Below are 13,563 nucleotides of genomic sequence, written 5' to 3'. Positions count from 1 at the left end.
CCCCCTCCCACATTTGGTTTGTGTGTGCCTCAAATACTATGGACAGCCCATGAAACGCCTGTACCTCGCCCTGCTGCTTGTGCCCGCCCCCGAACTGTTCGCCGACACACGCGACCAAGCGCTTAACCTCCCCGACGTCGTCATCAGCGCCAACCGCCAGGTGCAGGCGCGCAACGACAGCAGCGCCGCCAACAGCGTCTTCACCCGCGACGACATCGACCGCCTGCAACCCACCAGCGTCACCGACCTGCTCAGCCGCGTACCCGGCGTGCAAGTGGCGCAAACCGGCGGGCGCGGCAGCTTGCCGGGGATCTTCATTCGCGGCACCAAGGCCGCCCAGAGCCTGGTGCTGGTGGATGGCCAGCGCATTGCCAATGCCACCTCCGGTGACAGCGGCCTGCAATTTTTGAGTGTCGACCAGATCGAGCGGGTGGAAGTGCTGCGTGGCTCACGCTCGGTGATCTACGGCAGCGACGCCATTGGCGGGGTTATCCAGATTTTCACCCGACGCAACGCACAAACCGGCGTGCACCCGCGCTTGCACCTGGGGTTCGGCAGCAACCACACCTGGGAGCGCAGCCTGGGCCTGTCGGGCGGCGATGAGCGCACCCGCTTCAACCTCGGCGCCAGTTTGGATGAAACCCAGGGCATCAACTGGACCCATGAGTCGTTTTCCAGTGATGGCGACCACGATTCGTATCGCAACAAGTCGTTAAGTCTGAACCTCAGTCACTCGTTGAGCGATGACGTCGAAGTCGGCTTCAACCTGTTAGATGGCCGGGGCAAGTCCGAGTATGACAACCCATTCGGGCGTTTCATCAGCTTCACTGAGTCAGTCGGCCAAAAGCCCTACACCGACTACACCGTGAGCAGCGCCAGCGGTTATATCGACGCCAAGCTCAACGAGCGCTGGCAAACCCGCGTGGAACTGGGCCACAGCGAAAATCGTGACAAAAAACGCGATGACCTGAGCGACAGCAGCAGCGCCTTCAACACGTACCGCGACTCGGTGAACTGGCAGCACGACCTGACCCTGGATGAGCGCAACAGCCTGATCCTGGGCGCCGATTGGTATGAAGACCGCGTGCACGCCAGCACCGACTTCGACCAGGACAGCCGCTGGAACCGTGCGGTGTTTATCCAGCATCGCTTTGCAGCCGACACGTTCTCTACCGAGCTGGGTCTGCGCCACGACACCAACCAACAGTTCGGCAGGCAAAACACCTGGAGCGGCACGCTGACCGTACCGCTCAACCCGAACAACGACGTGCTGCTGTCCTACAGCGAAGGCTTCCGCGCGCCGAGCTTCAACGATTTGTACTACCCCGACAGCAGCAACCCCAACCTCAAGCCTGAGCATTCAAAAAGTTACGAACTGCAATGGCGCAGCCAGCTAACCGACACCACGCGCCTGGAAACCTCGCTGTACCGTACCGATCTCAGGGATGCAATCGTCGCGCAGCCAGCGGACTTCTATATCCCGCACAACGTCGCGTCCGCCCGTATCAACGGTTTCGAGGCCGCCCTCAAGCAAGAACTGTTCGGCTGGCAAGGCAACCTGGGGCTCTCGGTCATCGACCCGCGTGACCGCGACAGCGGCCACACCCTGGCCCGGCGAGCGCGGCGTACATTGAGCCTGGACCTGGATCGGCAGTTCGACAAGCTGGGGCTCGGCGCCACTTGGCAGGCGGTCAGCACGAGTTATGACGACGAAGCGAATGCTCATCGCTTGGCGGGCTATGGCTTGCTGGGATTGCGCAGCAGTTGGGCGTTGAACCGGGAAGTGCTGCTGTCAGTGAAGGTGGATAACCTGTTGGACAAGGCTTATGCGCGGGCGATGTACAGCTATCAAGATCCGGGGTTTGAGGTGAATCAGCGGTATCGGGAGCAGGGGCGGGTTTGGATGTTTGGGGTGACGTGGACGCCTGAGATCTGAATTGGCTGTACCGGCCTCATCGCAGGCAAGCCAGCTCCCACATTTGGAATGCGTTCCCCTGTGGGAGCTGGCTTGCCTGCGATAGCGGTATCAAGGTTTCGGCGATATCACCTGACACAACCGCCCCACCGCCTCCAGCATCTGCCCACTTGGCCGCTCCAATCCCTTGTCCGGCACCAGGCGCACGCGCGGCGCCATCGTTGGCCAAACCTTCCAGGCCTCCAGCTGCGCCTGATCCCCCACCAGTATCAGCTCAGGATCACGCTGCAACACCGACTCGATACTCACCTGCGGCGCAGGCAACTTGAGGTCATCGAACACATTACGCGCACCGCAAACACTCAACGCATCGCTGATGATCTGCCCACCGCCCACGGTGTACAGCGGCTGGTTCCACACCTGATAAAACACCCGCAGCGGCTGCGCCCGTTGATAGCGCTGGCGCAACTCGGCCAGGCGCTGGCGCAATTGCGCGGCTAATTGGCGACCGGCGTCAGCACGGCCCAATTGCTCGGCGATGGCCTGTACCTGGGTGGTGAGTTGCTCAAGGCTATGGGGTTCTGCGACGTAGACGGGAATATTCAGGCGCTGCAACTGCTCGCGCTGGGCCGGGCCGACGCTGCCGGGCCAGAGCAAAATCAAGTCGGGGTTGAGGCTGAGCAAGCGCTCCATATCCAGCTGGCCGTACTGCCCGACTGACGGCACTTGAGCCAATTCCACCGGCCGCTCACCGCCATCAAGCACGCCGACCAGCAGGTTGGCAGCGCCCAGTTCAACCACGATTTCAGACAGTGACGGCGCCAAACTCACGACGCGCTCGGCCGCCATTGCCTGGGCACTCAACGCCAGCAGCAGAACGCCCAGCCAGCGGCGCATCATCCCAGTTGACGGGGGATGCGGTAGAGGTAGAACAGCACCAGGGTCGACAGCGCCAGCAGAAACAACGGCACCGCTTCGAGGCCGACGAATACCGCCAGCGCACCGATCCAGGCGGGCGCGGCAGCCACCAACAAGGCGGTACGTCGACGGGCCGCCAGGGTGATCCAGGCAGCCGGTTCTTCGGGGGTATCGAGGGCTTTGGAAGTGGCGATCAACGCGTGTTTATAGCCGTTGAAGTAGCGCAGGCTGAGGAACATCGAGGCCACGCCGGCGATAAAGAACGGCATGGCCAGCACTGGCAGCAGGGATTGGGCTTGGCCAAACACCAGGTTGAGTACAAACAGGGGGAGCAACGCCAGGGCCAGGTACTGCCACCAGTTGAAGGACAGTCGCCGTTTCACCTGGCCACGGGTCACGCGCGGTCGACCTCGCCCTGGTGCTCGTTGCCCATCATGTGGTCGAGCTTGCTGGCCTTGGTGGCCAGGTAGAGTTTGTTGTGCGGGTTATGCCCGGTGTGCAGCGGCACGCGCTCGGCCACGGTGATGCCCATGTCGGTCAACGCTTTGACCTTGCGCGGGTTGTTGGTCATCAGGCGCAGGGATTTAACCCCCAGGTGTTCGAGCATCGGCAGGCAGATCGCGTAGTCACGCTGGTCGGCGGCGAAGCCCAGGCGCTCGTTGGCCTCAACCGTGTCGGCGCCGCCGTCTTGCAGCTCGTAGGCACGGATCTTGTTCATCAGGCCAATGCCCCGGCCTTCCTGGCGCAAGTACAGCAACACGCCACGGCCTTCACGGGCGATGGCGCGCATGGCGGCTTCCAGTTGCGAGCCGCAGTCGCAGCGCTGGCTGAACAATGCGTCACCGGTCAGGCACTCGGAATGCACGCGGCCAAGCACCGGCGCGCCGTCAGCGATGTCGCCCAGGCTGAGCACAACGTGCTCGCGGCCGGTGGCTTCTTCGAGAAAGCCGTTCATGGTGAACGTGGCAAAAGGGGTAGGCAGCTTGGAAGCGGCGACGAAAACGACGGGCACCGTGTGCTCCTGATTTCAGTTTTTACAAAGGCGGCCATTGTAACAGCACGTTCCTACAGACGCTTAAGCTGAATTATCGCTGATAAAGATCAATAGGTTCGATTGGCCTTCATCCTGGTTCTATGCAAGTCAGAACGGATAGGGCTGTTTCCAGCGCTCGAAAATCGGCTTCAACTCGCCGCTTTTCACCAAAGCCTCCATGCGCTGATCGAAAACCGCCATCAAGCCCTTGCCCCGTTCATTGTCGGCAAAACCCACGTACAGCGGCAGTTCAGCGACGTGGGTCAAGCGGAACTGGGAGGGGTCACTCGCTTGCTTGAGGACTTCGGTAACCTCAGTCAAGGCATCGATGTAAAAGTCGGCCCGAGCGTGCTGCAACATCGAAGGGATGCCATCACGACGCTCAATCTGGTTAAAGCGGCGCACATTGGGCAAGTAGTCCTCGTACTTGTAGCCGCGCACCCAAGCCAAGCGGTAATTGCCCAGCGTCGCGCTGGTGGGCACTGGCGCGCTGGCCAACCCGAGTGCGTAAATGTGGTCCGAATCGTAGTTCCAGCGCGGGAACAACACCCCCTTGGCTTCATCGCGATAGGCGCCGACCCAGCCATCCACCTCACCGCGCTGGGCCAGGCCGACCGAGCGTGTGTAGGGTTCTGTACGGGTTTGCAGGGTGATCCCGGCGGGTTCGAAGACCTTGCGCAGCACATCCCAAGCGAGGCCGCCGCCGTCGGCGTTGGTGTAGTCGTCCCAGGCTTCACTGGCCAATAGCACCTTGCCAGGCACCGGCACTTCATCGGCCTGTGCCCACGATATGAAGGCGCACAACACTACCAACAGCCAGCGGCGCACATCCATGGGGAAAACCTCCTACTGCGCGATGATCGTATAGAGGGTAGCGCAGGTCGCCGGCTTACGGCGTCTCGCGAAAATGCTGATAGCCACGGATGGCAGGTGTGATGTCTTGCCCGCTGGCATCCAGCAACGTCACTCCCTGCCCCGCTGCAACCCGGCCAATCACGTGTACCGGCCAGCCGTCGGCCTGCAACGGCGCCAGTTCGGCCGGCGGCAGGGTAAAGGCCAGAACGTAGTCATCGCCCCCGCTCAAAGCCGCCACCCGCGCCGCCTCATCACCGACAAACGCCAGCAACGCCTTGGACAATGGCAACTGCTGACGCTCGATCAACAAGCTGACAGCCGAAGCCTTGGCGATATGCCCGCAATCGGCCAGAAGCCCGTCGGAAATATCCATCGCAGAGGTCGCCTTGCCCCGCAACGCCAACCCGAGGGCCAACTGCGGTTGTGGCGACCAGTAATGGGCCAACAACGGCTCGGCGATGGCGGCGTCGGCGCTGCGCTCGCCCAATACCAACGGCAAGGCCCCAGCGGCATTGCCCAACTCACCGCCCACGCACAGCAGGTCACCCGGCTGCGCACCGCTACGGGTCAACGCTTGACCGGCCGGCACACGGCCGAACACGGTCATGGTCAGGCTCAGCGGCCCCCGCGTGGTATCGCCGCCCACCAGGCCGACGCCGCAGCTTTGCGCCATCAGGTTCAAACCCTGGGCATAGCGTTGCAACCAATCGGCATCAACCGTCGGGGTGGTGAGAGCAAGGGTGAACGCGAGGGGGTGGGCGCCCATGGCGGCCAGGTCGCTCACGGCCACGGCCAACGAGCGCTGACCGAGCAGGAACGGGTCGCAGGGGTCGGCAAAATGCACCCCGGCCACCAACGTATCGGTAGAGATTGCCAGTTGCTCCCCAGCGGGGAGCGCCAGCAGGGCGCAGTCGTCGCCGATCCCCAGGGCAATGCCTTCGCCGCCCTGCGCACAAGGCGCGGCGGCGAAGTATTTACGGATCAGCTCAAACTCGCCCATTCAGGACTCAAGCGCCGGTTAGCGCTTGTACGCCTTCACTTCGGCTTCGCGCAGGCGCGGAGCCAGCTTGTCGAGTACGCCGTTGACGAACTTGTGGCCGTCGGTCGAACCGTAGACTTTCGCCAGCTCGATACCTTCGTTGATGACCACACGGTAAGGCACGTCGACGCGCTTGAGCAGCTCCCAGGTGGACAGGCGCATTACGCACAGTTCAACCGGGTCGAGTTCTTCGATGGTCAGGTCCAGGCAAGGTGCCAGGGCCGTGTCGATCTCGGTCAGGTTGGCATGCACGCCGTGCAGGATGTCGTGGAAGTACGGGAGGTCGGCAAATGTGAAATCGTTGTCGACGCGAAACTGTGCTTCGATTTCGTTCAACGACGTACCCGCCAGGTGACGCTGGTACAGCGCCTGGGTCGCCAACTGACGAGCAGCGCGACGCTTCTCGTTTTTGGATGGCTTGCCAGCATCGGCTGGACGTGGCTCACGCGGGTTGAAGTTGTCGCTCTCGTCGGAAATCACTTGGCCTCCAACTGCGACAGCAGGCTGACCATTTCCAGGGCAGACAAGGCAGCTTCAGCGCCTTTGTTACCGGCCTTGGTGCCGGAACGCTCGATGGCTTGCTCGATGGAGTCTACGGTCAGTACGCCGAAAGCGACCGGCACGCCGAACTCCATGGACACCTGGGCCAGGCCCTTGGTGCATTCGCCAGCCACGTATTCGAAGTGCGGAGTACCGCCACGAATAACCGCGCCCAGGGCGATGATTGCCGCGTATTCACCCTGCTGAGCAACTTTTTGCGCAACCAGTGGAATTTCGAAGGCGCCAGGGGCACGGATGAGGGTGATGTCGCTTTCGCTCACACCGTGGCGAACCAGGGCGTCCACGGCACCGCTTACCAGGCTTTCAACCACGAAGCTGTTGAAGCGGCCAACTACCAGGGCGTAGCGGCCTTTGGGGGCGATGAAGGTACCTTCGATGGTCTTCAGGGTCATTCGACAAATCTCTTAAAGAGCGGGGACGCGAAAAGTGCGTCCCTTAGTGATGATTTAACCGCGAACAAGGGGCAAACAGCGCCGGCCTTTATTCGGAGGGCACGTATTCTACAACTTCCAGATCGAAACCGGATATCGCATTAAATTTCATTGGTGCGCTCATCAGGCGCATTTTGCGCACACCGAGGTCCCGCAGGATCTGCGAACCGGCACCGACGATGCTGTAGGTGGTCGGTGTTTTCACCGGCGCCGAGTCGGCGGTTTCGCGGATATGCGCCAGCAATACATCGCCATCCAACGGGTGACCGAGCAACAGCACCACACCGCTACCTGCCTCGGAGACCGCAGCCATGGCGGCTCGCAGGCTCCAACGGCCCGGTTGTTTTACCATCAGCAGGTCGCGCAGCGGGTCCATATTGTGCACGCGCACCAAGGTCGGTTCGTCGGCGCAAATGCTGCCCAGGGTCAGGGCCATGTGCACGTCGCCTTCGACTGAATCACGGTAGGTCACCAAATTGAATTGGCCCAGTTCGCTGTCCAGTGGCTGCTCGGCAATCCGCTGAACGGTACGTTCGTGGATCATCCGGTAGTGAATCAGGTCGGCAATGGTGCCGACTTTGATGTTGTGTTCGGCGGCAAAGGCTTCGAGTTCGGCGCGACGGGCCATGGTGCCGTCGTCGTTCATCACCTCGCAGATCACCCCGCACGGCTCGAAACCGGCCATGCGCGCCAGGTCGCAGGCGGCTTCGGTGTGGCCGGCGCGGGCCAGGGTGCCGCCCGGTTGGGCCATCAGCGGGAAGATGTGGCCGGGGCTCACGATGTCTTCGGCCTTGGCGTCCTTGGCGGTAGCCGCTTGCACGGTACGCGCGCGGTCAGCGGCGGAGATGCCGGTGGTGACGCCCGTGGCGGCTTCGATGGACACGGTGAACTTGGTGCCAAACCCCGAGCCATTGCGCGGCGCCATCAACGGCAGCTTGAGCAACTCGCAGCGCTCGCGGCTCATGGGCATGCAGATCAGCCCACGGGCGTGCTTGGCCATGAAGTTGATGTGCTCAGCCTGGCACGCCTCGGCGGCCATGATGATGTCGCCTTCGTTTTCGCGGTCTTCGTCATCCATCAGAATGACCATCTTGCCTTGGCGGATGTCTTCAACCAGTTCTTCGATGCTATTGAGCGCCACGGGGCACCCCCTTGGTCAGGATTTCAGGTAGCCGTTTGCGGCCAGAAAACTTTCAGTGATGTTGCTACCGGTTGGCTCTGCGGCCTTATCGCCCAATAACAGGCGCTCCAGGTAACGGGCAAGCAAGTCGACTTCCAGGTTCACCCGGCGACCTGGCTGGTAAGACGCCATGATGGTTTCGCTGAGGGTGTGGGGAATGATGGTCAGTTCAAATTCGGCGCCATTCACGGCGTTCACGGTCAGGCTGGTGCCATCGACGGTGATCGAGCCTTTGTGGGCGATGTACTTGGCCAGTTCCTTCGGCGCACGAATTCGGAATTCGACTGCACGGGCGTTCTCGCTACGCGCTACCACTTCGCCGACGCCATCGACGTGACCGCTGACCAGGTGACCGCCCAGGCGGGTGGTAGGTGTCAGGGCTTTTTCCAGGTTAACCGGGCTACCGGCCTTGAGGTCGTTCATCGCGGTGCAGTCCAGGGTTTCCCGGCTGACGTCGGCGGCAAAGCCATTGCCCGGCAGCTCGATGACGGTCAGGCACACGCCGTTGATGGCGATGCTGTCGCCCAGTTTGACGTCGCCGAGGTCGAGCTTGCCGGTTTCAACCGACAGGCGCACGTCGCCGCCCTTTGGGGTCATTGCACGAATGCTGCCGATGGATTCGATGATGCCGGTGAACATGGCCTTCTCCTGGAATACGGTACGGGGCGCTTGAGCGCCCGGTCAGAATTATACGCTCGCTGGTGATACCGGGACGGCAGTGACTCGCCAGTCGTCGCCCACAGCGCGCATTTCAATGATCTTGAGTTGGGGAGCGTCGGCCAGTTTCTCAAGCGGCCAGTCCAGCAAAGGCCGCGCGGCGGAGCCGAGGAACTTGCCGGCGATGAAAATCACATATTCGTCTACCAGGCCTTGCTGGGCGAAGGCACCGGCGAGGCTTGGGCCGGCTTCCACCAACACCTCGTTAACACCACGGGCCGCGAGGGCGACCAGGGCCGAACGCAGGTCGACTTGACCTTCGACACCCGGTACCACCAGGCACTCGGGGCCGCGGGGGAATTGGTTTTCCGGGGTGACGCAGGTGATGACCAATGCCGGGCCGGCCTTGAAGAACGGCGCGTTCAGCGGCACCCGCAGGCGGCCGTCGATCAACACGCGCAATGGCGGGCGCGACATGGCCAGGGCGGTGGTTTCGGCATCGAGCCCCAGTTCGGCGGCGCGTACGGTGAGGCGCGCACCATCGGCCAGCACGGTATCGGCGCCGGTCAGCACTACGCTGGCCTCGGCACGCAAACGTTGCACGGCGGCGCGGGCGGCCGGGCCGGTGATCCACTGGCTTTCGCCGCTGGCCATGGCGGTGCGACCGTCCAGACTCATCGCCAGCTTGACCCGCACAAACGGCAAGCCGTGTTCCATGCGCTTGAGAAAGCCGGGGTTCAGCGCGCGCGCTTCACTTTCCAGCACACCGCTGCGGGTCTCGATCCCGGCTTGGGCCAAGCGCTGCATGCCCCGCCCCGCCACTTCCGGGTTCGGGTCCTGCATACCGGCCACCACACGTGCCACACCTGCGCTCACCAGCGCATCGGCGCACGGCGGCGTACGGCCATGGTGGCTGCAAGGTTCGAGGGTCACGTACACCGTCGCGCCACGAGCCTTGTCGCCAGCGGCGCGCAGGGCGTTGGGCTCGGCATGGGGTTCGCCGGTGCGCTCGTGCCAGCCTTCGCCGACAATCTGCCCATCGCGCACAATCACGCAGCCCACCCGTGGGTTGGGGTGGGTGGTGTACAGGCCCTTGCGCGCCAGTTCCAGGGCACGGGCCATGTAGTGGGCGTCAAGCACAGCTTGTTCGGCAGACGGTGGGTTCATTGTTTGGCAGGCTCTCGGGCCAGGCGGTCGATCTCTTCGCGGAACTCATTGAGGTCCTGGAAGCGTCGATACACCGAGGCGAAACGGATATAGGCAACTTCGTCGAGCTTTTGCAGCTCGCCCATCACCAGTTCGCCCACCACCAGGCTCTTGACCTCGCGCTCGCCGGTCGCCCGCAGCTTGTGCTTGATGTGCACCAGCGCCGCTTCGAGGCGCTCGACACTCACCGGGCGTTTTTCCAGGGCACGCTGCATACCGGCGCGCAGTTTTTCTTCGTCGAAAGGTTGGCGGCTGCCGTCGGACTTGATCAGCCGTGGCAACACCAATTCGGCGGTTTCGAAGGTGGTGAAACGTTCACCGCAGGCCAGGCATTCGCGCCGGCGACGCACTTGATCGCCCTCGGCGACCAGACGCGAGTCAATGACCTTGGTGTCGTTGGCACCGCAGAAGGGACAGTGCATGGTGGCAGGCAACAAAAAAAGGGAGGGCCATGGTAGCGCATCCCTGTGGCAAGACAAGCCATAGCCTTTACGGTATATAGGCAGGCTTATATGTTTCTTTATTTTCACGTCACGGATTTTGCCCTTCCTGGAGCCGTACATGCAGTTACGACCACTTGTTTTGCTTGCCCTGTTCAGTGTTCTGGTCGCCTGTAGCAGCGAAGCCCCCAAGCCTGCCGCCCCTCAACCCACGCCGGCCCAAGAGAAAAAAGTGCCGGGTATTGAAGACCTCGGCCCGTTGCCGGCGTATCAGCGTGAAATCAGCGGCAGCCTGACGAATGTGCCCGCCGGTGCCGAAGTCGAGATGGCGCTCCTGGTGATCGACGACCGTTCGCGCCCACAACAACTGCTCGCCAGCAGCGTGCTGACCGGCAACGGTAAACCCTTGGCCTTCCGCCTGCGCTTCAACCCCGAAGCCTTCCCGGCCGGTGCGCGGGTTGAATTGCGTGGTCGCGCCAGCCAATCCGGCCAGTTGATCCTGCACCTGCCCCCTGTGCGTATCACCCAGGCAATCACCCAAGCTACCGGCCCCCTGCAGCTCGACAAGGCGCCATGACGCCACCGCTGGCCCTGCAAGCGGCGCTGAGCGAATTGATCGGCGACGCCCACCTGGTGCCCTGCCCGCTGCCGGGCACCGAGTTGTCATTATGGCTGCTGGATGCCGACAACATGGACCGCGCCTTCAGCCCCGAAGAAACCCGGCGCATCCTGCACGAGCCGCCCTACTGGAGTTTTTGCTGGGCCAGCGGGCTGGCGCTGGCACGCTACCTCGCGGCGAACCCCGAGTGGGTTGCCGGCAAGCGCGTGCTCGATTTCGGCGCAGGCTCCGGTGTGGCCGCAATCGCCGCCGTCAAGGCGGGCGCACTGGAAGTGGTGGCTTGCGATCTCGACCCTCTGGCGCTGGCTGCCTGTCGGGCGAACGCCGAACTCAATGGCGTGGAGCTGGGCTATTCGGCAGACTTTTTCGCCGAGACCGACCGCTTCGACCTGATCCTGGTGGCCGACGTGCTGTACGACCGCGCCAACCTGCCGCTGCTGGATCAGTTTCTCAGCCGTGGCCGGGAAGCGCTGGTGGCGGACTCGCGGGTGCGGGACTTTCAGCATGCGGATTATCAGCGGCTGGAGATCCTGGATGCGCTGACGTTGCCGGACTTGGCCGAGCCATGGGAGTTTCGCAAGGTGAGTCTGTACCATTCGCAGCGTCCTTGAGGCCATCGCGGGCAAGCCCGCTCCCACACTTGACCACACTCCCCTGTGGGAGCGGGCTTGCCCGCGATAGCAATCGTCGGTTCATCACGCTTTCAGCCAACTGCGCCAGCCCTTATAGTTCCCCCCATTCCCGCTTTATTCGAGACGCGCCATGAGTCAGCCCACCCCGTACATCTTCGATGTCACCACCGCCAATTTCGAACAGGCAGTGATTCAGAACTCTTTTGAAAAACCCGTACTGGTGGATTTCTGGGCCGAGTGGTGTGCGCCGTGCAAGGCGTTGATGCCGTTGCTGGCGAAGATTGCCGAGAGTTATCAGGGCGAGTTGCTGCTGGCCAAGGTCGATTGCGAGGCTGAGCAGGACATCGTCGCGCGCTTTGGCATTCAGAGCCTGCCCACGGTGGTGCTGTTCAAGGATGGCCAACCGGTGGACGGCTTTGCCGGCGCGCAGCCGGAGTCGGCCGTGAGGGCGATGCTGGAGCCGCATGTGCAGATGCCACCGCCAGCGGCGGCAGACCCGTTGGAGCAGGCCCAGGCGCTGTTTGCGGACGGTCGCATCAGCGATGCAGAAGCCGTGCTGGTCGCGCTGCTGGGTGAGGACAACACCAACGCCGCGGCGCTGATCCTCTACGCACGCTGCCTGGCCGAACGCGGCGAGTTGGGCGAAGCCCAGGCCGTGTTGGATGCGGTCAAGAGCGACGACCACAAAGCCGCCCTCGCCGGCGCCAAGGCGCAGATCACCTTCTTGCGCCAGGCCGCCGACCTGCCGGACACCGCCGAGTTGAAAAGCCGCTTGGCGCAAAACCCGCAGGACGACGAGGCAGCCTACCAACTGAGCATCCAACAACTGGCACGCCAGCAGTACGATGCGGCGCTTGAAGGCTTGCTCAAGTTGTTTATCCGCAACCGCAGCTACAGCGAAGGCTTGCCCCACAAGACCTTGCTGCAGGTGTTTGAGCTGCTGGGCAATGATCACCCGCTGGTCACGGTGTACCGCCGCAAGTTGTTTGCTGCGCTGTACTAATCGCCGACCCAGCTGTACAGCGGCGTATCCCCGCCGCTGGCCACTTTCACCTTGGCGCTATGGCGCAGGCGCACCAACAGGCGCTTGCCCGCCGAAGCATCGCCGGCCAGGCCTTCGAGTTGATCGAGCAGTTCCAGGCCGCTGAGCTGCCCGGCTTTGCGCAGTAGGTCCTGGGCGTTCTGCCACAGATCCTCATCCTGTTTGGCTGGCGCCGCTGCCGGCGCCGCGCTGGGTGCTGGCGTCGCCTGTAATTGCGCGCCCAGCTTCGCCCAATCGCCGTCATCGAGCTCCAGGGTCAAGTCCACCGGCAGGTCACCGACGGTTCCACGAATTCGCAACATCGTCCTTCCTCCCGCAGTTTTTCTGACGGGCATGCTCCCATGCGGCTTGCGCAACGCCAAGCGTGCGGTCAAACTCTCGGGCTTATTGTTATAAGATCACATAACAAAACCTTCATCTTCTGGAGCCGCCCCATGCGCCGTCTGTTGCTCGCTTTGCCGTTTGCCCTGCTGCCACTGGCGGTTGCCCACGCCCATGAAGACCACGACCATGAACATGGCAGCTTGGGCGCACACGAACATGGCGTCGGTCGCCTCAATGCCGTGTTGGACGGCCAAGCCCTGGAGCTGGAACTGGACAGCCCGGCGATGAACCTGGTGGGCTTCGAACACCTGGCCACTACTGCGGCCGACAAAGCCAAGGTCGCGGCGGTACGCAAGCAGCTGGAAAACCCAGTGGCCCTGTTCAACCTGCCCAAAGGCGCCGGTTGCGTGGTCAGCACCCAGGAACTCAACAGCCCGCTGTTTGGCGACAAACCTGAAGCCGACCATGACGACGATGATGACCATGACCACGACGCCAAAGGCGGCGAGCATCATCACGACCACAGTGAAATCCACGCGCACTACCAGTTCACCTGCACCACGCCGACTGCGCTGAGCAACCTCGACCTGACCCAAGTGTTCAAGACCTTCCCCGCCACCCAGAAAATTCAGGTACAACTGATCGGCCCGAGCGGCCAGCAAGGTGTTGAAGCAACGGTATCGGCAGCTACCGTTAAATTCTGATGTGAAC

Annotated in this window: 17 protein-coding genes; 5 read left to right on the top strand and 12 right to left on the bottom strand. The window is 62.6% G+C overall.

Features of this window, described 5'->3' with window-relative positions:
* Positions 1 to 49: 49 nt before the first annotated feature.
* Positions 50 to 1,936, top strand: a complete 1,887-nt coding sequence (locus ICY20_RS22775; RefSeq protein WP_194938653.1) for a TonB-dependent receptor domain-containing protein — start codon at positions 50 to 52, stop codon at positions 1,934 to 1,936.
* Between the two features lie 90 nt (positions 1,937 to 2,026).
* Here ICY20_RS22775 and ICY20_RS22770 read toward each other — a convergent pair whose 3' ends face one another.
* The 11 genes from ICY20_RS22770 to nrdR form a co-directional block, all read right to left on the bottom strand.
* Positions 2,027 to 2,815 carry a cobalamin-binding protein gene (locus tag ICY20_RS22770; protein ID WP_194938652.1) on the bottom strand — a complete coding sequence of 263 codons (789 nt, stop codon included), beginning with the start codon at positions 2,813 to 2,815 and terminating at the stop codon, positions 2,027 to 2,029.
* Positions 2,812 to 3,231 (bottom strand): nuclear FMR1 interacting 1 family protein, encoded by a 420-nt coding sequence (locus ICY20_RS22765; RefSeq protein ID WP_122486063.1) that lies wholly within the window; start codon positions 3,229 to 3,231, stop codon positions 2,812 to 2,814. Before ICY20_RS22765 ends, ICY20_RS22770 begins: the two co-directional genes overlap by 4 nt.
* Positions 3,228 to 3,845, bottom strand: a complete 618-nt coding sequence (ribA, locus tag ICY20_RS22760; RefSeq protein ID WP_095013680.1) for a GTP cyclohydrolase II — start codon at positions 3,843 to 3,845, stop codon at positions 3,228 to 3,230. Before ribA ends, ICY20_RS22765 begins: the two co-directional genes overlap by 4 nt.
* Positions 3,846 to 3,974: 129 nt before the next feature.
* A complete protein-coding gene (locus ICY20_RS22755; RefSeq protein WP_194938651.1) occupies positions 3,975 to 4,700 on the bottom strand; it encodes a substrate-binding periplasmic protein in 726 nt (241 codons plus the stop codon).
* Positions 4,701 to 4,755: 55 nt separating this feature from the next.
* Positions 4,756 to 5,721 carry a thiamine-phosphate kinase gene (gene thiL, locus ICY20_RS22750; protein WP_194938650.1) on the bottom strand — a complete coding sequence of 322 codons (966 nt, stop codon included), beginning with the start codon at positions 5,719 to 5,721 and terminating at the stop codon, positions 4,756 to 4,758.
* Positions 5,722 to 5,739: 18 nt separating this feature from the next.
* Entirely contained in the window at positions 5,740 to 6,240 is a 501-nt protein-coding gene (gene nusB, locus ICY20_RS22745) for a transcription antitermination factor NusB (RefSeq protein ID WP_159955868.1), read from the bottom strand.
* Positions 6,237 to 6,713: a 6,7-dimethyl-8-ribityllumazine synthase gene (gene ribH / locus ICY20_RS22740; RefSeq protein ID WP_003194576.1), complete on the bottom strand. Its 477-nt coding sequence runs from the start codon at positions 6,711 to 6,713 to the stop codon at positions 6,237 to 6,239. The genes nusB and ribH overlap by 4 nt, the downstream gene beginning before the upstream one ends.
* Before the next feature lie 88 nt (positions 6,714 to 6,801).
* On the bottom strand, positions 6,802 to 7,893 hold the full coding sequence (gene ribBA / locus ICY20_RS22735; protein ID WP_159955866.1) for a bifunctional 3,4-dihydroxy-2-butanone-4-phosphate synthase/GTP cyclohydrolase II: 1,092 nt from the start codon (positions 7,891 to 7,893) through the stop codon (positions 6,802 to 6,804).
* Positions 7,894 to 7,908: 15 nt separating this feature from the next.
* Entirely contained in the window at positions 7,909 to 8,571 is a 663-nt protein-coding gene (locus ICY20_RS22730) for a riboflavin synthase (protein WP_017736638.1), read from the bottom strand.
* Positions 8,572 to 8,619: 48 nt separating this feature from the next.
* Positions 8,620 to 9,756 carry a bifunctional diaminohydroxyphosphoribosylaminopyrimidine deaminase/5-amino-6-(5-phosphoribosylamino)uracil reductase RibD gene (ribD, locus tag ICY20_RS22725; RefSeq protein WP_159955864.1) on the bottom strand — a complete coding sequence of 379 codons (1,137 nt, stop codon included), beginning with the start codon at positions 9,754 to 9,756 and terminating at the stop codon, positions 8,620 to 8,622.
* Positions 9,753 to 10,217 (bottom strand): transcriptional regulator NrdR, encoded by a 465-nt coding sequence (gene nrdR / locus ICY20_RS22720; RefSeq protein ID WP_185708644.1) that lies wholly within the window; start codon positions 10,215 to 10,217, stop codon positions 9,753 to 9,755. The genes ribD and nrdR overlap by 4 nt, the downstream gene beginning before the upstream one ends.
* A gap of 139 nt (positions 10,218 to 10,356) precedes the next feature.
* Here nrdR and ICY20_RS22715 point away from each other — a divergent pair, with 139 nt between their 5' ends.
* The 3 genes from ICY20_RS22715 (at position 10,357) to trxA (ending at position 12,489) form a co-directional block, all read left to right on the top strand.
* A complete protein-coding gene (locus ICY20_RS22715) occupies positions 10,357 to 10,812 on the top strand; it encodes a YbaY family lipoprotein (RefSeq protein ID WP_194938649.1) in 456 nt (151 codons plus the stop codon).
* Positions 10,809 to 11,465: a class I SAM-dependent methyltransferase gene (locus ICY20_RS22710; RefSeq protein WP_194938648.1), complete on the top strand. Its 657-nt coding sequence runs from the start codon at positions 10,809 to 10,811 to the stop codon at positions 11,463 to 11,465. Before ICY20_RS22715 ends, ICY20_RS22710 begins: the two co-directional genes overlap by 4 nt.
* A 151-nt stretch (positions 11,466 to 11,616) precedes the next feature.
* Positions 11,617 to 12,489, top strand: coding sequence for a thioredoxin (gene trxA, locus ICY20_RS22705; protein WP_194938647.1), 873 nt, complete (start codon positions 11,617 to 11,619; stop codon positions 12,487 to 12,489).
* Here trxA and ICY20_RS22700 read toward each other — a convergent pair.
* On the bottom strand, positions 12,486 to 12,830 hold the full coding sequence (locus ICY20_RS22700; RefSeq protein WP_159955853.1) for a hypothetical protein: 345 nt from the start codon (positions 12,828 to 12,830) through the stop codon (positions 12,486 to 12,488). The two genes, trxA and ICY20_RS22700, sit on opposite strands and share 4 nt — an antisense overlap.
* Positions 12,831 to 12,962: 132 nt before the next feature.
* On the opposite strand from ICY20_RS22700, the gene ICY20_RS22695 reads away from it, so the two are divergent.
* On the top strand, positions 12,963 to 13,556 hold the full coding sequence (locus ICY20_RS22695; protein WP_159955851.1) for a DUF2796 domain-containing protein: 594 nt from the start codon (positions 12,963 to 12,965) through the stop codon (positions 13,554 to 13,556).
* Positions 13,557 to 13,563: the final 7 nt, after the last annotated feature.

The sequence above is a fragment of the Pseudomonas pisciculturae genome, from assembly GCF_015461805.1.
GTDB lineage: Bacteria > Pseudomonadota > Gammaproteobacteria > Pseudomonadales > Pseudomonadaceae > Aquipseudomonas > Aquipseudomonas pisciculturae.
Note: the sequence above shows the minus strand (reverse complement) of the source record. Positions and strands in the feature narration are given on the sequence as shown.